General features: G+C 62.4%; 15 protein-coding genes. 10 read left to right on the top strand and 5 right to left on the bottom strand.

From position 1 onward, the window contains the following. Nucleotides 1–983: 983 nt before the first annotated feature. From ABH939_RS12715 to ABH939_RS12705, 3 genes are all read right to left on the bottom strand, one after another. Nucleotides 984–1,226, bottom strand: a complete 243-nt coding sequence (locus ABH939_RS12715) for a hypothetical protein (RefSeq protein ID WP_065351888.1) — start codon at nucleotides 1,224–1,226, stop codon at nucleotides 984–986. A gap of 481 nt (nucleotides 1,227–1,707) precedes the next feature. Next, the gene (locus tag ABH939_RS12710) at nucleotides 1,708–3,687 is read right to left on the bottom strand and encodes an amino acid permease (protein WP_404649673.1); all 1,980 of its coding nucleotides are present in this window, start codon (nucleotides 3,685–3,687) and stop codon (nucleotides 1,708–1,710) included. 4 nt (nucleotides 3,688–3,691) lie between these two features. Next, nucleotides 3,692–4,510: a polysaccharide deacetylase family protein gene (locus ABH939_RS12705; RefSeq protein WP_064075731.1), complete on the bottom strand. Its 819-nt coding sequence runs from the start codon at nucleotides 4,508–4,510 to the stop codon at nucleotides 3,692–3,694. 122 nt (nucleotides 4,511–4,632) lie between these two features. On the opposite strand from ABH939_RS12705, the gene ABH939_RS12700 reads away from it, so the two are divergent. The 3 genes from ABH939_RS12700 to ABH939_RS12690 all read left to right on the top strand — a co-directional run bounded on the left by ABH939_RS12700 (nucleotide 4,633) and on the right by ABH939_RS12690 (nucleotide 7,379). Next, nucleotides 4,633–6,162 (top strand): LCP family protein, encoded by a 1,530-nt coding sequence (locus ABH939_RS12700; RefSeq protein ID WP_231915144.1) that lies wholly within the window; start codon nucleotides 4,633–4,635, stop codon nucleotides 6,160–6,162. A 133-nt stretch (nucleotides 6,163–6,295) separates the two neighbouring features. Then, the gene (locus ABH939_RS12695) at nucleotides 6,296–6,502 is read left to right on the top strand and encodes a hypothetical protein (RefSeq protein WP_124568973.1); all 207 of its coding nucleotides are present in this window, start codon (nucleotides 6,296–6,298) and stop codon (nucleotides 6,500–6,502) included. A 46-nt stretch (nucleotides 6,503–6,548) separates the two neighbouring features. Then, nucleotides 6,549–7,379 carry a crotonase/enoyl-CoA hydratase family protein gene (locus ABH939_RS12690; protein WP_007727023.1) on the top strand — a complete coding sequence of 277 codons (831 nt, stop codon included), beginning with the start codon at nucleotides 6,549–6,551 and terminating at the stop codon, nucleotides 7,377–7,379. Nucleotides 7,380–7,485: 106 nt separating this feature from the next. On the opposite strand, the gene ABH939_RS12685 is transcribed toward ABH939_RS12690, so the two are convergent. Continuing rightward, nucleotides 7,486–7,977 carry an inorganic diphosphatase gene (locus ABH939_RS12685; RefSeq protein WP_003941181.1) on the bottom strand — a complete coding sequence of 164 codons (492 nt, stop codon included), beginning with the start codon at nucleotides 7,975–7,977 and terminating at the stop codon, nucleotides 7,486–7,488. Nucleotides 7,978–8,080: 103 nt separating this feature from the next. On the opposite strand from ABH939_RS12685, the gene dacB reads away from it, so the two are divergent. The 7 genes from dacB (at nucleotide 8,081) to ABH939_RS12650 (ending at nucleotide 17,911) form a co-directional block, all read left to right on the top strand. After that, nucleotides 8,081–9,490 (top strand): D-alanyl-D-alanine carboxypeptidase/D-alanyl-D-alanine-endopeptidase, encoded by a 1,410-nt coding sequence (gene dacB, locus ABH939_RS12680; RefSeq protein WP_193595665.1) that lies wholly within the window; start codon nucleotides 8,081–8,083, stop codon nucleotides 9,488–9,490. Further along, on the top strand, nucleotides 9,490–10,563 hold the full coding sequence (locus tag ABH939_RS12675; RefSeq protein WP_019746776.1) for a zinc-dependent metalloprotease: 1,074 nt from the start codon (nucleotides 9,490–9,492) through the stop codon (nucleotides 10,561–10,563). The genes dacB and ABH939_RS12675 overlap by 1 nt, the downstream gene beginning before the upstream one ends. After that, on the top strand, nucleotides 10,564–11,541 hold the full coding sequence (tilS, locus tag ABH939_RS12670) for a tRNA lysidine(34) synthetase TilS (RefSeq protein WP_007727016.1): 978 nt from the start codon (nucleotides 10,564–10,566) through the stop codon (nucleotides 11,539–11,541). It abuts the gene before it with no gap. A 3-nt stretch (nucleotides 11,542–11,544) separates the two neighbouring features. After that, a complete protein-coding gene (gene hpt / locus ABH939_RS12665; protein WP_003941159.1) occupies nucleotides 11,545–12,099 on the top strand; it encodes a hypoxanthine phosphoribosyltransferase in 555 nt (184 codons plus the stop codon). A gap of 122 nt (nucleotides 12,100–12,221) precedes the next feature. Beyond that, nucleotides 12,222–12,887: a DUF4190 domain-containing protein gene (locus tag ABH939_RS12660; RefSeq protein WP_209448330.1), complete on the top strand. Its 666-nt coding sequence runs from the start codon at nucleotides 12,222–12,224 to the stop codon at nucleotides 12,885–12,887. Nucleotides 12,888–12,909: 22 nt separating this feature from the next. Beyond that, nucleotides 12,910–15,222: a PQQ-binding-like beta-propeller repeat protein gene (locus ABH939_RS12655; protein WP_223304573.1), complete on the top strand. Its 2,313-nt coding sequence runs from the start codon at nucleotides 12,910–12,912 to the stop codon at nucleotides 15,220–15,222. A 46-nt stretch (nucleotides 15,223–15,268) separates the two neighbouring features. Further along, complete coding sequence (locus ABH939_RS12650; RefSeq protein WP_256082544.1) at nucleotides 15,269–17,911, top strand: RDD family protein; 2,643 nt, start codon at nucleotides 15,269–15,271, stop codon at nucleotides 17,909–17,911. A 32-nt stretch (nucleotides 17,912–17,943) separates the two neighbouring features. Here ABH939_RS12650 and ABH939_RS12645 read toward each other — a convergent pair whose 3' ends face one another. Continuing rightward, on the bottom strand, nucleotides 17,944–19,353 hold the full coding sequence (locus ABH939_RS12645; protein WP_075832055.1) for an acyl-CoA synthetase: 1,410 nt from the start codon (nucleotides 19,351–19,353) through the stop codon (nucleotides 17,944–17,946). Nucleotides 19,354–19,365 lie beyond the last annotated feature (12 nt).

Raw genomic sequence — 19,365 nt, 5'->3', positions numbered from 1 at the left:
TCGGGCGAATTCCAGGCGATGTCTTTGAACGCCTCGAAGTGGAGCCCTGTCGAGGATGCCTCGGACAGTGTGCGCAGAGTGTCGTGGTAATCGCGATGTTCGTTGACGGTATTGCGCCCCGGAGCTAACCGGACAGATGGCGCGTTACGCCGCGTGCGACGAAGTGTTAGGAACTGCATTTCGGGCTCCTTTGTGGCATCTACCTCAGATGTGCCCACAGTAAACTAAGTGTGACTACGCGTCCACAGTAACTGTATGAGTCTGCACGTCCACGGGTAAGTCCGGAAGGGCGAAAGGGACGCTCAATATCGCACCATGCACGCAGCTCTCGGCATTTGATGGTGGTGTGGGTCCTGCTGTCGAGACGACGGCGCTGGACGTGGTCGACGTTAGGCCGTTGTGTGCATCTGCCGACCTATACGGTGGGATAGATGCAGGACGAGGTTCTCGCGATCTCGTCACGGTCGGTGTCCCGCTTGATCGGGTCGGAACTCACCCCGCCGAACTCGCGTCCCTGCACCGCGACGACATCCGAGGCGGCGCAGACAGTTGATCATGTGGATCGGCCCGCACGTCTTTCGTCATGCGACTGGGATCCGATGGCCCGTGGTTTGTTGCTCGGATGGCGATCGGTAACAGTGGAAATATCTCACCGGTAACTTTCAAGTTGTGTCAGTTCTCTTTCTTAAGTGACTGTGTAACAACCAGTTTCGATGGAAGTCGCTATCTGAATTGAAATTCTGGGCGGAAATGCACGACGACCAATGGCTCTGGCAGGGGTAACTGTGCGCGTCACCGATGGCGACGGAACCAACAGCGTCGAGATCGACATGCTCGTGACCGCCGACGCCATCACCGAAGTGCCGTCGGTTGGCTGAGACTTGTTCAGTGCCGAGCCCTGCAAGAGCGGAGTTTGCGTCGGGCGCTCCCGGTAGATCGGCGGTGGCCTTCATGGTGTGATCGCGCTCTATACGGCACTGGCTTTAGTGGTGGGTGTTGCTGTCGCGGCGCGCCGTCCTGTGGGCGGCAGGAAGAATCTGGCCGACGTGTTCGGCGGGACCGAGCATGAAGCGGTCCAAGCCGGAACGCGTTGGGCTGTAGACGAGGTGGGCGCCCCAAGTGTGCATCGCCACCGCTGTCACCGACGAGCCGGCCGAACTGATCACCGCGGCTGTGAGGGAGCGGCGAAACGGTGAACGATTGACTGTCGGAGAAACCTCGCCCATTGCTTCTGCTCACGATGCCGCCACATATCCGACTCCACAGGAGTGCTGAGCCGTGCCTCGGGTGGTGAGGCGCTATCGCCTTTACACGATTGGAGCTGCGGAACAGGACATTTTCACGGAGAAACTTTCGCGGGGATAAACGAATCGATTCTGGTCGAACCCATGAGGGGAAACATGACTATCTTCTTCGACATCATGCTCGTACTCTGCGTCGTCTCCATAATAGTGTTTTCTGGATACGTTCTTTATCGCTTGGTGACAGACGAATCGAACCTGCGATAGCCAGTCGCTTCGACGTGTGGGTGCAGCGGGGGCCGATCGTCCTATAGATCCGCACCATCGCAATGGATTTCAGGGCGAGCCTCGCACGCAAGATGTGATATTCGCGAGTTTCGCCTGAATATAGGCACGCAGCACTTCTTTCTGTGCGATCTTCCCTGGTGCAAGGCCTGGACCAACCCTCTGCTCATCGTTTGCCGCGTCAACCGACGTGGACGTGTGGCCGGCGGGACTGGTCGGGTTCGGCGCGGCGGAGGACCTCACGGGTCACGGGAGCGGTTTCGCCCTCACCGATGAACAGGAAGCGGAGCAGGTACATGATCGGGTTTCCCTCGGTCCACTCGAAGTGGACGTCGGGAATCACGCCGGTGATGTCCCTCGTCCGCAGGAGAACCGCCGCAATGGTGTTGGGGACGGCCGGGCTGTCGACCCACAGAATCCGGTGCTCACCGCGCTGTCGGCCGTGGACGAGGAGGTCGGTGCTGAATTCGGAGGAGTCCGTGACGTTTACCTCGATGAAGATGATCGACTCCGCCTCCGGGATGTTGCTTTCGGCGCGCTGCTGCGATTCCTTCTGCCGATACTCGTCCTCGTCGAGACGGTCGACGTCGTGCGCCACCATCGCGAGGTAACCCTTCTCGGCTGCCTCGGCGATGAATTGCAGCGCGGTCTCGTCGAATTCGACGGAGGTTGCCCGTAGTTCGAAGGCTCGCGAGATCCGGGAAAGGAAGGACACCACCATGATCGCGGCGATGAAGAACGACGCCACTTTCACACCGTCTGGACGTTCGAAGATGTTCGCGATCGTCGTGTAGACGAACAAAACTGCGACAAAACTGAACCCCACGAACAGTTTTCGCTGACCGTGCTTACGAGCGGACAGTGCAACGGCGACGGTCGCCGACGAGATGAGCACGAGGACACCGGTTGCGTACGCGGAACTCTGAGCGTCGACACCGGCGTCGAAGTAGATCGTGACAGTGATGGCGATGACGCTGAACACGAGGACCAGCGGACGCACGGCGCGGGCCCACGACGGCGCCATGCCGTAGCGGGGGAGATACCTCGGAACAAGATTGAGCAACCCTGCCATTGCCGACGCACCGGCAAACCAAAGGATCAGGATCGTGCTGAGATCGTAGACGGTTCCGAAGATCTCACCCAGATAGTCGTGGGCGAGAAAGGCAAGCGCGCGACCGTTGGCAGCGCCTCCGGGTTGGAACTCGTTTTCTGGGATCAGGATGGTGGTGACCAGGCTCGACGTCAGCAGGAATCCGCTCATGATCAGCGCCGCCGTGGTGAGCAGGCGCCGCGCACCTTTGATGCGGCCACGTGGATTCTGTTCGGTGTCGTGCGGATCGCCCTTGATCTGCGGCATGACCGCGACGCCGGTTTCGAAGCCGGACAGACCGAGAGCCAACTTCGGGAAGACGATCAGCGCGATCAGGATCATCATCGCCGGGTTTCCGTGCTCGGTGGTCATGGCGCGCGTCCAGTCGGTGACCAACGACGGCGCGGTCGCGATGTGCCACAGACCTACGGAGATGACCACCACGTTCAAGGCGAGGTAGACGGCGACCAATCCGACAGCGATACCGATCGCTTCGGTGAATCCGCGGAGGAAGACCGCAGCGAGGAGCGCGAGCAGAACCAGGGTGACGGCGACGGTGTGTCCGGAGAGAAAGGTTGGAGCAAAAGGGTTCTCGACGAGGTGCGCCGTGGCATCGGCAGCCGAGAGCGTCATGGTGATGAGGAAATCGGTGGCTGCGAAGCCGAGAAGCACGAGAACGAAGATCTTGCCGCGCCACTTGGGCAGCAACTTCTCGAGCATGGCGATCGAACCCTCGCCATGCGGACTCTCGCGAGCCACTCGCCGGTAGACCGGTAGAGCGCCGAAGAGTGTCAGCAGGATCAATACGACTGTCGCGATGGGAGCCAACGTGCCGGCCGCCAGTGCCGCGATACCGGGTTGGTAACCGAGAGTGGAGAAGTAATCGACACCCGTCAGACACATCACCTTCCACCACGGGTGGCGCTTCTCCTTCTTCGGCGCCATCCGGTGTGGCCCCAGATGTCCGGCTGGTTCCTCGGTGATGTCCGCGAGCAGCCAGGACTCGGTGCGTTGTTTCACAGACGGAGCCGTGTTGTCGGCCGGAACCTCGTTGTCGGCTGCGGTCACCACGGCGTCACGGCTTCAGATAGACGTCGTTGAGCGTGACGGTCCGCAGGTTCCGGCTCCGGATTAGGTCCACCAGTTGCGGATACACGTGGGTCACGGGCAGATAGTTGAGGTGCCCGATCACGATGGCCCCCGGATTGAAGTACTGGTTCGCCATTTGGAGGATGTACTCCTCGGTGATCAACGAAGAATCCGACAGCGACCCGTACCAGAGGGTGGGCACGGTGTAGCCGACGCTCGCGGCCACGGAATCGACTGTCGCGTTGTGCCTTCCGTACGGCGGCCGAAAGTACGGCGCCGCGTCCACGCCGTAGGTGTTGCGAAGGAACGTGCCGTTCTTCGTCAGCTCGTCGGCGATCTGCTGCTTCGACACGGACGTCAGATCCGGGTGCGAGTAGGTGTGATTGCCGAGCTGAATTTGTCCGCTCTCGACCAGCGGTCTGAGAAGTCCGGCGTTTTCGGTCCACGAGTTGTATTGCCCGTTGACGAAGTACGTCAAACGGATGCCGGTGTCTTTTGCGAACTGTGTGTAGAGGCGCACGACTTCGGAGCTGGCTCCGTCGTCAACCGTCAGGGCAAACAGATCCCCACCGCCGGGTAACGCGGTCAACGATCCGCCGGCGGGCAGCGGCACCCGGGCAGACGGCGGTGGAGGCGGCAACAAGGCAGGCGGGAGATCCGGGACAGGGACGGGGTCGGTTGGTTCGTCGGCTGCAGCGATTGCCGTCCCGACCGAACGTGACGAACACGCGGTTCCCATGGTCACCGCGGCGGTTCCGGTCAGAGTTGCTGCTGCGAGGGTACTGAGGAAGCGTCGGCGGTCCACAGGGCGGAGCCTAGAGCAGATTTGCCTAATTCGGACTTCATTCTCAGCGTTCTTTCAGCCAATGACCAGCCGTGTCCGGTATCGACAGGTTCTACTCAGGAACGGTGGATAGCGTGTCGGCCGTGGAACCGCGACCTCGACACTCGGCAACCAGGCACAGGCGTAGGCGTCAACCGCAGCGGTCGACGCTCTCGGTGGGGCGCAAGCTGGCGGCGGCGTCCCTGTCGACGACGATTCTGGTGGGCGTCGGAATCGGCTGGTACGTGCAGTCGGATCTCACGTCGGGGCTGTATCGATCGGACGCGCTCTCCGCCCTCGGTGACGACGCCGGCAGTTCGCTCGACGGGGATACCAACATCTTGTTGATCGGGCTCGACAGTCGTAAAGCGATGGACGGCAGCGACCTGCCGGCCGAGTTCGTCACCGACAAGCTGCATGCGGGGGACAGTGATGTGGGTGGATACAACACGAACACGCTTATCCTGCTCCATGTTCCGGGCGATGGCGGCAAGGCCAGTGCAGTGGCGATCCCACGCGACGACTACGTCGCGGTACCCGGCTACGGAATGGCCAAGATCAAGGAAGCGTACGGAATGGCGAAGGCTGATGCGGACGCCAAACTCATAGCGGACGGTGTGACGGATCCTGCTGCACGAGAACAACAAGCGCGTGAAGTCGGAAGACGGTCGACACTGACCACCGTGCAGAATCTGCTCAAGGTTCCGATCGATCACTTTGCCGAAGTGAACCTGATGGGCTTCTACGACGTCGTCTCGGCTATCGGCCCCGTTCAGGTGTGCCTCAACAATCCGGTGCAGGATGACTTCTCGGGCGCCAACTTCCCGGCCGGAGTTCAGACTCTCGATGCGTCACAGGCACTTTCGTTTGTCCGTCAACGCCACGGCCTGGACAACGGGGACTTGGATCGCACCCACCGGCAGCAGGCTTTCATCAGCGCGGTGATCGCCAACTTGAAGGGCTCCGGCGTCATCGGAAACATTCCGAAGATGACGGCACTGACCGACGTGGTGAAGAAGGACGTGGTGATCGATTCTGCCATGGATCCCGTCCGATTCGCTTCTCAGGCAAGCGCTCTCGCAGGTGGGAACATCGACTTCTACACCCTGCCCATCGAGGGATACGAGACCGTCGACGGCCAGGACGTCAACATGGTCGATCCGGCGCGTCTGCGTAGTGAAGTGTCGCGGATCTTCGCGGGAGGTGACTCGGCATCTGCACCTGCGATGGACACTGCTGTCTCGACCGGGAACGAAGTTGTGGACATCCGCAACGGAACCGCGACGGACGGGTTGGGCGCCGCGTTGGCAGCGGCGACGAAAGCGTCGGGAGTCGAAGTCGGAGAGGTGAGCACCGCAGTTGCGACGGCAAAGTCGGTGGTCAGCTATGGAGTCGGCGCCAAAGCCGTCGCAGAGGCGCTGGCCGAGCAGTTGGGCGTGGCCGCAGTGCCTAACGAGCAGGCAGCGGCCGAATCAGTGTCTGTACTGATCGGTGAGGACAATGCGCAGACCGTGTTCTCGGCCGCTCCGGCGCAGTCGGACTCGTCGGTATCCGCCGGCACCGTTCCCGATACGGGAGCGCAGGGATCACCCATCCGGGCCGACGCGAATGGCGGCATTCCCTGTGTGGACTGACTCTCAGGTAATTCGCACCAAACTCACGCTGACTTCTTCGATCTGCGGGTCTACATTGGAGAAGTCGAACTCAGTCGGGTACTTCACCTTTGGGGTACCTGACTGAGATTGCGTAGTTGAAAGGATCACCGACATGGCTACAACAGCAGCGGTACAGAATCCGACACGCTCACGTGCCAGGACCATGTCCTTGTCCGAGTACGTGGCCGAGCATCCGGCGCAGCGCGTTTTCCCACCGACCAGTGAGCGGGCGGCCAGGATGGCGATGCTCATCATGTTCGCCCTGATGGCCGTCACCCTCGTCGTACTGGTACTTGACGAGGCAGGAATTTTCGGATGAAGGCAGCGGTCTTCGGCTGAGCCGGACCTTTAGTTACTCTTGAGTAATGACTGAACAGAAGAGCTGGAATGCGTTCACCGTCGAGCGCGAAGACAACATCGCCCAGGTGACGCTGATCGGGCCGAGCAAGGGCAACGCGATGGGGCCGGATTTCTGGAGTGAACTCCCCGAAATCTTCGCCGACCTCGACGCCGACCCCGAGGTGCGTGCAATCGTCATCGCCGGTTCCGGCAAGCACTTCTCGTTCGGACTGGACCTGCCGGCGATGAGCGGTGAATTCGGTGCCGTCCTCGCGGACAAGGCTCAGGCAGGCCCGCGCACCAAGTTCCACGACATGATCAAGCGCATGCAGTCGGGCATCAATGCCGTCGCAGATTGCCGCAAGCCCGTCGTCGCAGCTGTGCAGGGCTGGTGCATCGGCGGCGGCGTCGACCTGATCACGGCGGCGGACATCCGCTACGCAAGTGCCGATGCCAAGTTCAGCATCCGCGAGGTCAAGGTCGCGATCGTCGCAGACATGGGCAGCCTCGCGCGTCTGCCCGCGATCATCGGCGACGGACACCTGCGTGAGTTGGCTCTGACCGGCAAGGACATCGACGCAGCGCGCGCCGAGAAGATCGGCCTCGTCAACGACGTTTTCGAAGATGCCGACGCGGTACTGGCAGCGGCGCGCGCGACCGCCAAGGAGATTGCGCTCAACCCGCCGCTCGTCGTCCACGGGATCAAGGACGTGCTCGATCACACCCGCAGCGCGAGCGTGAACGACAGCCTTCGCTACGTCGCAGCCTGGAACGCGGCGTTCCTGCCTTCGCAGGATCTGACCGAGGCCATCACCGCCGTCTTCCAGAAGCGCCCGCCAGTCTTCCAGGGTGAGTAGGAACTGCAAGGGTGAGTAGGAACTGCAAGGGCGAGTAAAAACAGCACAAAAATCCCCGCACATCTTCCGATGTGCGGGGATTTTCGTTAGGCCTGAGAACTCGAGCTCAGTGACCGCCGTTGGCAGCGAGACGCTTGATCGAAGCCTCGATCTCGGCCTCTGCCTCGGCGCGGCCGACCCAGTTGGCTGCCTCGACGTGCTTGTTCGGCTCGAGGTCCTTGTAGTGGACGAAAAAGTGCTTGATCGCATCGAGCTCGAACTGTGAGATGTCACCCAGATCCTGGATGTGATCCCAGCGGGGGTCGCCGGCCGGAACGCAGAGGACCTTGTCGTCTCCGCCGGCCTCGTCGACCATCTTGAACATCGCGACTGCGCGAGCCTCGACGATGACGCCGGGGAAGACCGACTCGGGGAGCAGGACCATGGCGTCGAGCGGATCGCCGTCCTCACCCAGGGTGTTTTCGATGAAGCCGTAGTCGGCCGGGTAGCCGAAAGCTGTGTAGAGGTAGCGATCGAGTTTGACGCGACCGGTTACGTGGTCGACCTCGTACTTGTTGCGCTGACCCTTGGGGATCTCGATGGTGACGTCGAACTCCACGCCGATTCCTCGCTGTCGTGTCGGTAATGATTCGTCGGAAGGATATCGGGTCAAGGATAAGGTTGCCTGACCACCCAGTAGGCAGAGCACAGACGGAGGGGCGTTGGCGGGCCAAGGAAAGAAGAAGATCGGCTCGTTGGAAGAGAGTCGACGGCGTAACTTCCGCATCCTTCTGGCGGTCGGTGCAGTGGTTGTACTGGCCGTCGCCGGAGTTGTCGTCGTGAAACTCGGTACGTCGGACGACACCGCGGGCAGCGCGACCGTGACTACGTCGCCGCAGCCTGCGCTCGTGACGCCGTCACCTCAGGTGGTGCCCGTCCCGACGGACGCACCGATCCCGAGCGCGGCGGGAATCGCCGCGGCGATCGGCCCGGCTGTGGCCAACCCGGATCTGGGGAAGTTCACCGGAGTTGTCGCTGATGCACTCACCGGAAACATTCTGTGGAGCGCAGACCCGTCGACGCCGATGACGCCTGCGTCCACGACGAAGGTGCTGACCGCATCGGCGGCACTGCTGAAGTTGCCGCTCGACCACCGGCTGTCCACGACGGTGGTGCCCGGAACGAGCCCCGGGCAGGTCGTTCTGGTCGGCGGCGGTGACCCGACGCTGACGGCGACGCCGAAGGGGCAGAGCGGGTACTACGCCAACGCAGCGCACATCGCGGATCTCGTCGACCAGATCAAGGCTGCCGGTACGCCGGTGAACAGCGTCGTGGTGGATTCGAGCTTGTTCAAGGGCGACAACATGGCCACCGGCTGGTTTACCGCGGACATCGCGGCGGGCTACATCACCCCGATCGAATCGGTGATGATCGAAGGTGGTCGGTACGACGGCACTCAAGACGAGTCGCCGCGTTCGGAAACTCCCGCGTTGGACGCGGGCAAGGTGCTCGCTCAGGCGCTCGGTGTCGATCCCGCCAACGTGAGTCTCGGCGCGGCGCCTGCCGGTGCCAAGCCGATCGCCACCGTGCAGTCGGCGCCGCTGAGCGACCGGCTGCTGCAGATGATGGAACATTCCGACAACGTGCTCGCCGAGACCATCGGGCGTGAGGTCGCGATTGCCTCCGGAATCGAAGCCTCGTTCACCGGAGCAGTCGACGCGACCGGCAAGACCCTGCAGGCGGCCGGGTTCGACTACACCGGTGTATCGCTGCACGATTCCAGCGGACTGTCCGTCGACGATCTCATTCCCGCTCAGGTACTCGATCGCGTCATGACGGCTGCGGCCGGTGACGGTGATCCGAAACTGCGCCCCCTGCTGGACTACCTTCCGGTGGCCGGCGGAACAGGAAGTTTGTCCGACCGCTACGCGTCCGGAAACCGAACCGGTGCGGGTTGGGTGCGGGCCAAGACGGGAACTCTGTCGACGGCCAGCGCGTTGTCAGGGTTCGTGGTCGATCAGAACGGGCGAGTGCTCACCTTCGCACTGATGTCCAATGACCGGCCGCCAGAAGTGAGCCGTCCTGCCCTGGACGCGATTGCCGGAGCATTGAGGAATTGCGGGTGCCAATAGTGGCCGAAAAGACTCCACAAGATGATGAAGCCTCGGCTCCGCTCGGTGGTGCCGTCGACTGGAGTCTTGCCGCCAAAGCCGGGATAAAACTGGCGCGCGGCGGCCCCGCGATGTCTCGCTACACGGCCGAGACGGCAACCGCAGAACTCGCCGAAGCGTCCAAGCGCGCAGAACTGCCGGTTCGTGAAGTGACCGGGCTGGCCGACGGTCTACCGGTCCCGGCCGCTGACGTGCTTGACCGGGCCGGGTGGATCACGGCGGCCTCGCGGTCGATGGCGCATCTCACCGGCGCCGACCCTGACGGCAGTGGCAATCTCATCGTCGGAAAGCCGGCGGGCTTGCAGGCCGGCGCCATGCTGGCGTACCTGTCTTCTGCGATCCTCGGGCAGTACGACCCGTTCACCGGCGAGCACGGCACCCTGCTTCTGGTCACACCGAACATCGTCTCCGTCGAACGGTCCCTTCGGCTGAACCCGAGTGACTTCCGGTTGTGGGTCTGCCTGCACGAGGTCACTCACCGGGTTCAGTTCTCGTCCTCGCCGTGGCTAGCGGAGTACATGAAGGAATCCGTCGAAACGCTTGGTGCGACGGTGGACGAGTCGATGACCGACGTTGTCGGGCGCCTTGCTGCAGAGCTGCGCTCGCGGAAGGAACCCGACTCCAGTGACGGTGCGACGGCGGGCGGCATCATCGGACTGCTGCGCGCCTCGCAGGCGGAACCTCAGCGTGACGCGCTGGATCGGATGCTTGTACTCGGCACTCTCCTGGAAGGGCATGCAGACCATGTGATGGACGCCGTCGGTCCCGCCGTGGTGCCGTCGGTGGCAACTATCCGCGCGGCCTTCGACAAGCGTCGGCAGCGCAAGTCCAACCCCGTGCAGCGGATCATCAAGATGCTTCTCGGCATGGACGCCAAGATGGCGCAGTACGTGCGCGGCAAGGCCTTCGTCGACGCGGTGGTTCTCAAGGTCGGCATGGAGCAGTTCAACACCATCTGGACCGGGCCCGAGACCTTGCCGTTGCTCGACGAGATCGACAATCCCGACGCGTGGGTAAAGCGCGTTCTCGGCTAGATGCTGCTGCCTGAGACGCCTGCCCTACTGGCGCTGCGACAGGCCGTGCGGGCGTGGACGCTCGCATTCGAGCCACGACGCCGTGTGGTCGTCGCCCTGTCCGGGGGAGCCGATTCGTTGGCCCTGACAGCAGCAGCGGTGGCGGAAACCGATTCGGTCGACGCGTTGATCGTGGACCATCGCCTACAAGATGGTTCGGATGCCGTCGCGCGCTCGGCCGCAGACCAGGCGCTGGCGCTGGGTTGCCGGACCGCGACGGTGCTGACAGTCGACGTAGCCGATGGTGGGAGTCTCGAAGCCGCTGCGCGTGAGGCTCGGTATAACGCCCTACGCGACGCGAGGGCTGACCTCCCGGTTCTGCTCGGACACACGCTCGACGATCAGGCCGAGACCGTGCTTCTCGGACTCTCGCGCGGGTCCGGTGGGCGATCGATTCAAGGTATGGCTGCATTCGACGCTCCCTGGGGACGGCCGCTCCTCGGCCTCCGGCGATCGGTGACCAGGGCGGCCTGCGTCGACCTGGGAATCACGCCGTGGGAGGACCCGCACAACAACAATCCCGAGTTCACTCGCGTACGTCTGCGGCACGAGGCGTTGCCGCTGCTCGAAGAAATTCTCGGCGGGGGAGTTCCCGAAGCATTGGCCCGAACCGCGACGCAGTTGCGTGAGGACGGTGAGGCGCTCGACGAGTACGCCGAGGCCCTACTCCTACGGGTTGTCGTCGACGGGGAAGTGGAAGTGGACACACTTGCCGAAGCGCCCACCGCAATCCGTCGACGCGCTCTGCGCGCCTGGCTGCTGCAGGGCGGCGCAAAAGCATTGACGGACAAACAGTTACGCGCAGTCGACGCCCTGGTGACCGACTGGCGGGGGCAAGGCGGCGTCGCGATCGGCGGCGGAACACCGGAGGCGAGGTTGGTGGCGGCCCGGCGACGTGGCAGGCTGATCCTCGGATTCGAAGACCGACGAAGGGTTTGACGCGTGTACGAGGGCGACATCGCATCGGTACTGATCTCCGAAGAACAGATCCGTGCACGAACGGCGGAACTGGCTGAGGACATCGCCAAGCGTTACCCGGCAGGCGCCCCCGAAGGGGATCTCCTGCTGATCGGCGTCCTCAAGGGAGCGGTCTTCTTCATGACCGACTTCGCCCGCGCCCTGCCGATCCCGTCGCAGATGGAATTCATGGCCGTGAGCTCCTACGGATCCTCGACCTCGTCTTCGGGTGTCGTCCGCATCCTCAAGGACCTCGACAAGGACATTGCCGGTCGCCACGTGCTGATCGTCGAAGACATCATCGACTCCGGTCTCACGCTGTCGTGGCTGATGCGCAACCTCAAGACACGTAATCCCGCTTCGCTCGAGGTCGTCACCCTGCTCCGCAAGCCGGATGCGGTCAAGATCGACGTCGACGTCCGCGACGTGGGCTTCGACATCCCCAACGAGTTCGTCGTAGGTTACGGCCTCGACTACGCCGAGCGGTACCGCGATCTGCCGTACATCGGCACCCTGGACCCCGAGGTCTACGGCGGCTGAGCCTGCTCGCCGGTTAGAACTCTTCACATTTCGGCACCTCTGCATCAATCCGCCAAACGGACTACAGACAGGTCTCCGAGGCGTCGCTAGATTCACGGAATGCGCTACCGACGGCTTATTCGGTGACCCTTCCGCCGCCACCGCCACCGCCACCACCGCCCCCGCCTGATGGGGAGCAGCAGTACTGGAGTGCCCAACCGCAGGGCGTTCTGTACCAACCTCCGACCACGAACGGCCTCGCAATTGCCGCCCTGGTCGGGGCGCTCGTGCTGGCGCCGGTCGGCATTGTGCTCGGCCACATTTCGCTGGCGCAGATCAAACGAACCGGTGAGCAGGGGCGAGGACTTGCAATCGCCGGTCTGGTCATCGGCTACATCTTCACCGCGCTTCTGGTGCTGTCGATCGTGTGGATGTTTCTCATTGCCAATCCAGTCACCCGCGCGTTCGACGACTACGACAGCGCGTCTTCTCTCTACTACACATCTGAATCGTCGAGTACGACTTATCCGACGTATGCGACCACCACATCCCGGACGGTGGCGCCGATGTACAGCGGAAGCGACACGGCGTCGGTCATCGCCAATGCCTCGGTAGGTGACTGCGTCGTACGAAGGCTCGGGGCAGACAAGGGCGACGGGACCAGCGAGACATACGTCAGTCCGGTCTCATGCAGCTCGAGCAGCGCCACTCACCGGGTAGTCAGCCGCGGCACGTCCACATCTTCGTGCACCGCCGATTGGGTTCGCAAAGAGAGTCCTGTCGTAGTGCTTTGCCTAGCGGACGAATGATCGACAGAGGGAGACACAACCGATGACGTTGCCGCCCCCGCCCCCACCTCCCCCACCTTCACCACCGCAGGCTCTGGTTGCCGGACATCCTCCGCCCTCTCGATCTCGTGGCCGAGGATGGATTGTTGCCGTTGCAGCCCTTACCGCCGTCGCGGCCCTCGCCGCAGGCGCCGTCACCGTTGTCACGATTCTCCGGTCGGGAGACACCGATGGACCGGTGGCAGGCCAGCTGGTCAACACTTACCCGACGCAGCCGACGCCAGGGTGGTCGTTGGACGTTGACGAGGTTCTGCCGGGCGGAAGATTTCTGTGGCCGGATTCGCTCGGTGCGAGCTATGGAACGGCGAGATTCATCGACGTGGGACAGACTCTGATCACTACGGTCGGTCCACAGCAGGGCCAGCAGTCCCAACTTGTTGCAGTCGACGCCGAGAGCGGATCCATTCGATGGCAAACGCCGGTCGCCGGCACGGTGTCGTGTGCGACCACCGCGATCGATGCAGCCCTACCTTGTGTCGTCAGGAACCCTGGTGGAACAGCTCGAGTCGTTTCCTTCTCGCTCGACTCGGGGGCGATTCGTTCGAGTGTCGACACCGATACGGCCACCTTGGTCGAGGTCTCCGACGGAGCGGTCTTCACTGTCGGCGGTAGCCAGTCCGGGCTGGTGATTTCGCGCGGAACCCCCACCGACCTCGATGCGGCGTGGACAACGACAACTCCACCGGAAACCGACTGCGTCGGATCCGGCGATTCGCATTCGTTCGAGATCGTCGACGGCATCGTCTATTACTCGAGCATCGGATCTACGGCGCTCAACGCGGTCGATGGCGCACTGCTTTCGAATCCGAATCTGGGTGGCTACGAGGCACTTCCAGGACAAGGTTTTGCCGGCGTCCTCTGTGCGATGCCATTTGCGTCGGACGGATACTCCAGCATCGTGTCCGACCGTGACGGTGCCGAGAGATTTAGAGTTGACGAAGACGCACCGGCATCACCGTGGCTTGTCTCGGCATCGAAATCTCGTCCGTACATCGGCTCGCACGGTGCCTACGACATGAACGACGGCACCGAGCTGTGGTCGGTCATCGGCGGAGACCACTTCTCGCTACGCCGGATCGTCGGCGACATCGTGTTGGGCAACGACTCGGACACGCTCTCGGCCTACCGAATCGACACCGGGGAACAGTTGTGGTCGACCAAGATCGGCGACTACTTCTCTTACTCGGTCTCGGACGGTGAGCGAATTCTCGTCCATCCTAACGACGGCAGGGTACTCGCCGTCGAACTCGACGACGGCTCTGTCAGTTGGTCCCTCGATTCCCACACCAACCACTGGTCTTGGTCGAAGGCCCACGACGGACTCGCCTCGATCTCCAATGACAGATTCCTCTACTACCCACCGACCGGCGGACCGTCAGGAGCACCGGGCAGGCTGCCCGCTGTCCCTGAATTCGACGGAGGCAACGAGTACGTCACGAAATGCGGCCGGACACCGACCCTGACGCCGGTTGAATACCGCACGCAGGCAGAGGGTCTCGTCGTTCTAATGGAAATGAAAGCATCATGTCCCGGCGGAGACATCGTCTCCACCGACGCGCTTCGTGTATCGATCACCGACACCGGCCAGAGCGTTGCATCGGCGGTGTTCGACTTCTCCGATGCGCCGATCTATCTTCCCCGAACCGATGGGACGAACACGACGAACTCGATCCAGCGCGAGTTCCTGTACGACCTCGGTAGCTTCTGGAGGCTGCCGAACACTCTCGGTGAGTCTTCGAGTCTGACCAATTCGAGAGCGTCAGGTGCTCAACTCGTCGAATGCGAGGACGACGGGACGAGTAATACCAGCCTGACATCCGGGCCGGCATCGCGAAGTGACACCAATACGCCGATCCGACCCACACGTAGCGCGCAGCCGACAACGGGCGACGTCGAATCTGCGAGTCTCGACGCCCTCCGGGCTCAGGCCGACGCCGATCGCCCCTTTGTGATCGGTGACCTCGCGAACAGGTGGGTGGCTCAGATCTCCTCCAAGCGGGTCGGACTCGATGCGGCGGATATCAATGGCGCTCAGGTGCATTGGACTGCTGCCCAGATCCTGCGACAGCATCTCGAACTTCGTCTCATGTATCCGGAGGTGCGTCTGCTCTGGAGTGACGAATGGCGGACCTTCGATCTCCGGGGTTGGTGGATAACCGTCGCAGGCTTGACGTTTGCGGATGCGGATGCGGCCAACGGGTGGTGCGATTCGAAGCGGATTGCCAACGATCAATGCTTCGCCAAGATCGTCAGCAACGATCGCGATTCGTCGGGGACCACCAAATATCGGCGATAGTACCTGACCCGTTCGGCGCACTTCCCACATCTGAGGAGCTTGGCGAATGACCGAAGACAACTCGCGTCAACCCGGTGAACCATCAATAAGCAGTTCGCCCCAGTCGCACGGCATGTATCCACCGCCACAGAGCTATTCACCGACGCGATCTGCGTTCGTGGATATTCGGATCGGTGACTACACCCGCGACGGGACAGCCGCGGCACTGCTGTTCGTGTCGCTCTTCTTACCGTGGAGTGCGACCGTCGGAATAGCCCGCGTCGGTTCGAGTGCTCTTGTGCTGCTTCTGGTTCTGCCGACACTGCTGTCGCTGGCGTCGCTGTTACTGCCGTACGTGGCGCGACTCGGAATGCTCGGGCCGAATTGGAATGTCGGGCAGATACGTGTGCTGCGTCTGGTGGCCAACGGACCCCTCATTGCCACTGTTGTGGGTCTTGTCGTCTACGACGTCATTCGTGGAATGTTCCGATTCAGTGAGAGTTCGAGTATTTTCACCGGCAACGGGGTTGGCGCTGGAGCGTGGTTCGGGCTTGCCGGCGCCCTGCTCGCAGCTCAACCGCGCGCGGCCGAAATTCGCATCGACCCTCGAACCGCGCCGCGATGGTTGGCGTTGGTGAAGCCGCTTGTGTTTGTGGCTTGGGGGTCGTCAGTGGCCTCGGCGCTACTCGCGCTGATCTACATCCTGGTCTCCGTCAGTCGCTACCGATATTACGACGGGCCGCAGACATTCGAGAGCCTGATCGTTCTCTTCGTGTCGTCGGCCGTTCCGATCGTCGTGGTGGGTGTTGCGGCAGTCGGTCTCGCCAGACGGTTTGCGTCCTGGCGCCTCACCATCGCCGCGCTCGGCATCGCTCTCCTCGCAGCCGGATTACTCCACTCGATCAGCGAGGGCACAAGTGTCGAGCTGTTCCACACGGTCACGGCTAGTCCCTACTACGGCATCACGTTCTTGATTGCCGCAGCCGCAATTACATTCATTCCATTCGGTGTTGCGTCCGTCGGCGACGGGACGCACCCCGGATACGTCTGGCTCGCAGCGGCACGAAACGGCATGCTGTTGATCGCGGTGTGGAGCTTCGGTGTTGGATTCTCTCAGATCGCAATGGCAGCAACGCAATTTGGCATCGTGCCGTGGGGAGATGCGTTAGTGCTCGCTGTTCTCGCGATACTCTTCGGGATTCTTGCCGTTGTCGGAGTCAGATCACTGTCGCTTCGGTATTTTTCGCTCGACCCTCGCCCGTCACGCGAGGTCGGTCTCGGAGTCTGTCTCGGCTTGCTCGTCCTGATGATCGCTCGTCTCGTGGTGCAGTCGGCCATGTATGGCGAAATATATTACAGTGCATGGATATTCGATCTCGCCATGGCGATGCTGGTGGTTCTGGTTGCTCTCGCTCTCACAGTCTCACCGGCTGTTCGGAATTTGTATGCGGGGGTGCAACTGTTCGCGTCGGCCACCACGGTTACAGCTGCGATACCGAATCTCGGACAGCCCGTTCGGCCTTCGGGGCGTGCTCTCGAGGCTGCGGATCCGCGGACTCCGGCGGCGGTGCTGTTCGAGATTGCGTCGAGTTCGCCGGAGTTGCGGCCGGCGATTGCTGCGAATCCGTCGACGTACGACGATCTTGTGACGTGGCTCGAAGCGCTGGGTGATCCTGCTGTGGATGCAGCGTTGGACCGAAGGGCTGCTGGGCAATTCGGTCTACCTGAACCTGAACCTGAACCTGGACCTGGACCTGGCCGTGTGCCCGTGCCTGCGCCGGTGCCCGTTCAGTCTTCGAGACGTGCTCTCGAGGCTGCGGATCCGCGGACTCCGGCGGCGGTGCTGTTCGAGATCGCGTCGAGTTCGCCGGAGTTGCGGCCGGCGATTGCTGCGAATCCGTCGACGTACGACGATCTTGTGACGTGGCTCGAAGCGCTGGGTGATCCTGCTGTGGATGCAGCGTTGGACCGAAGGGCTGCCGGGCAATTCGGTCTACTCGGACCCGAACCCGAACCTGCGACCGAGACGTTCATTTCGAGCGGACCGGAGTCCAGCTCCAGCGGCGAAATTGTGCAACCGTTCGCACCGCGATCGGCCGTGCCGCAATTTGCCGTGCCGCCACCGGACCCGGGGTATGGGCCGACCGGCGTTCCACTCCGGCCTGGTGGGTTTCGGCCGGCCGGAGCCGGGATACGAGTTGCCGCGCGGTTCATCGATTTTGCCATTCTCGCAGTTGTGTCGGTCGTCGGCGGAATGATCTCCACCGCGACGCTCGGAAACGGATTCGACTTCGATTCCTACCGGACAAGTTCGGGTCTGATTGGCCTGCTGATCGGGATCGGTTCGATCGTGTACTTCGTATGGGGAGAGTCGGCATTCGGGGTAACCCTGGGCAAACTCGCCCTCGGAATAGGCGTTCGCTCGGTAGGAGGTGCGCGTCCGGCCCTGGCGCAGTCCTTCAAACGGAATGCATTCGTGATCCCCATGTACCTCGGATCGGCTGTTTCGGCGTTGGCCATGCTCGGTAGTGGTGACGAGCTCGTCGGCATGCTGAATTCGATGTCGTTGGGCAGTGTCGCGAGCATTCTCGGTTCTCTGGTAACAGTCGCTATTTCGATCGCGATCATCGTTTCGATCAGTAGCGCACCGGACGTCCGCGGCTTCCATGATCGGATGGCTGATGCCGTCGTCGTGGTCACCAGGCAGTGAGCGAGCACGCTTCGAGTGAAACAAGCACACCTTCAGGGCGTCAGCAGCTTCTTCTGGACCTTGCCCATAGCGTTGCGCGGCAAGCTGTCCACCAGACAAACCTGGCGTGGGCGCTTGTGGATCGACAGTGATTCGGCGACGAAGTCCGAAACCACAGCGCAGTCGGCTACGTCCCCGACGATGAAGGCGACTATGCGCTGGCCGAGATCGTCGTCCGGCATACCGACGACGGCGGCCTCGCGAACGCCGGGGTATGCCAGAAGTGCCTGTTCCACCTCGCCTGCACCGATGCGGTATCCACCGGACTTGATCATGTCGACCGACTCGCGACCTACGATGCGGTGGAATCCGCTGTCGTCGATCACCGCGATGTCGCCGGTGCGGAACCAGCCGTCTTCGGTCATGGATTCCGCTGTCTTCGAGGGGTTCCCGAGGTACTCGTCGAAGAGAACGGCGCCCGCAACTTCCAGTTGCCCAAGCTGCTCTCCGTCGTGCGCCGACAGTTCGCCGTTCTCGCCGCGCAACCTCGTCCTGACTCCCGGAACGGCGTGCCCGACCCAACCCGGGCGACGTTCGCCGTCGTGCGTCGTGCTGACGGTGATGAGGGTTTCACTCATTCCGTAGCGCTCGACGGGAGCCAACCCGGTCAGCGATTTCATCCGCTCGAACAATGGAACCGGAAGTGGTGCACTTCCGGACACGAGCAAGCGCGCGGATCGCAATGCTGCTGCCGCCGAGGGCTCACCGCACACGCGTGACCAGACGGTCGGAACACCGAAGTACAACGAGCCACCCGCTGCGGCATACGAATCCGGAGTTGGTCTGAAGGTATGAATCAGCGGCGAACCCACGCGCAAGGCGCCCAACACGCCGAGAATCAACCCGTGGACGTGGAAGAGGGGCAGTCCGTGGACGAGTGTGTCCTCTGGCGTCCAATTCCACACATGAGCGAGCGCGTCGAGATCCGCAGCGATCGATGCTCGCGAGAGGACAACGCCTTTCGGAGCTCCGGTGGTTCCTGAGGTGTACATGATCAGTGCGGTAGCTGCCGCGCTCGGTTCGGGATAGGACGTCGCAGATCGCGCGTGAATATCGATGGGAATCAACGGGATACTCGAATCCGACGGTCCGTCTCCGAGTATCAGTTCGGCCTGGGAATCGGCGATGATGTGCTGACGTTCGAGCGGGCCGGAGTCCGGCGGGATCGGGACCACGGCAACACCGGCGATCAGTGCGCCGGCGACGGCGACCACTGTCTCGAGGCCGGCGGCGGCTTGTACTGCCACTCGCTGTGCACCGTGGATTCGATCGGCGACCGCGGTGGCGGCGGCAAACAAGTCGGCGCGAGAGAGGGTTGCGCCTTCGCCGAAACTGACCGCCGCTCCGTGATCGTCGAAGATGCGGGGGTCGAGGGAGCGCAGAAGTGTGGATTCGCTGTTCATCGCGAGTTCCCT

This window comes from Rhodococcus sp. 27YEA6 (assembly GCF_044908235.1).
GTDB lineage: Bacteria > Actinomycetota > Actinomycetes > Mycobacteriales > Mycobacteriaceae > Rhodococcus_F > Rhodococcus_F qingshengii.
Note: the sequence above shows the minus strand (reverse complement) of the source record. Positions and strands in the feature narration are given on the sequence as shown.

What these genes read in the sequence shown, in the direction of transcription:
- ABH939_RS12715 (WP_065351888.1), bottom strand. Translation starts at nt 1,226, where the DNA reads ATGGGCGAGGTTTCTCCGACAGTCAATCGTTCACCGTTTCGCCGCTCC.
- ABH939_RS12695 (WP_124568973.1), top strand. Translation starts at nt 6,296, where the DNA reads ATGGCTACAACAGCAGCGGTACAGAATCCGACACGCTCACGTGCCAGG.
- ABH939_RS12690 (WP_007727023.1), top strand. Translation starts at nt 6,549, where the DNA reads ATGACTGAACAGAAGAGCTGGAATGCGTTCACCGTCGAGCGCGAAGAC.
- tilS (WP_007727016.1), top strand. Translation starts at nt 10,564, where the DNA reads ATGCTGCTGCCTGAGACGCCTGCCCTACTGGCGCTGCGACAGGCCGTG.
- ABH939_RS12655 (WP_223304573.1), top strand. Translation starts at nt 12,910, where the DNA reads ATGACGTTGCCGCCCCCGCCCCCACCTCCCCCACCTTCACCACCGCAG.
- ABH939_RS12650 (WP_256082544.1), top strand. Translation starts at nt 15,269, where the DNA reads ATGACCGAAGACAACTCGCGTCAACCCGGTGAACCATCAATAAGCAGT.
- ABH939_RS12645 (WP_075832055.1), bottom strand. Translation starts at nt 19,353, where the DNA reads ATGAACAGCGAATCCACACTTCTGCGCTCCCTCGACCCCCGCATCTTC.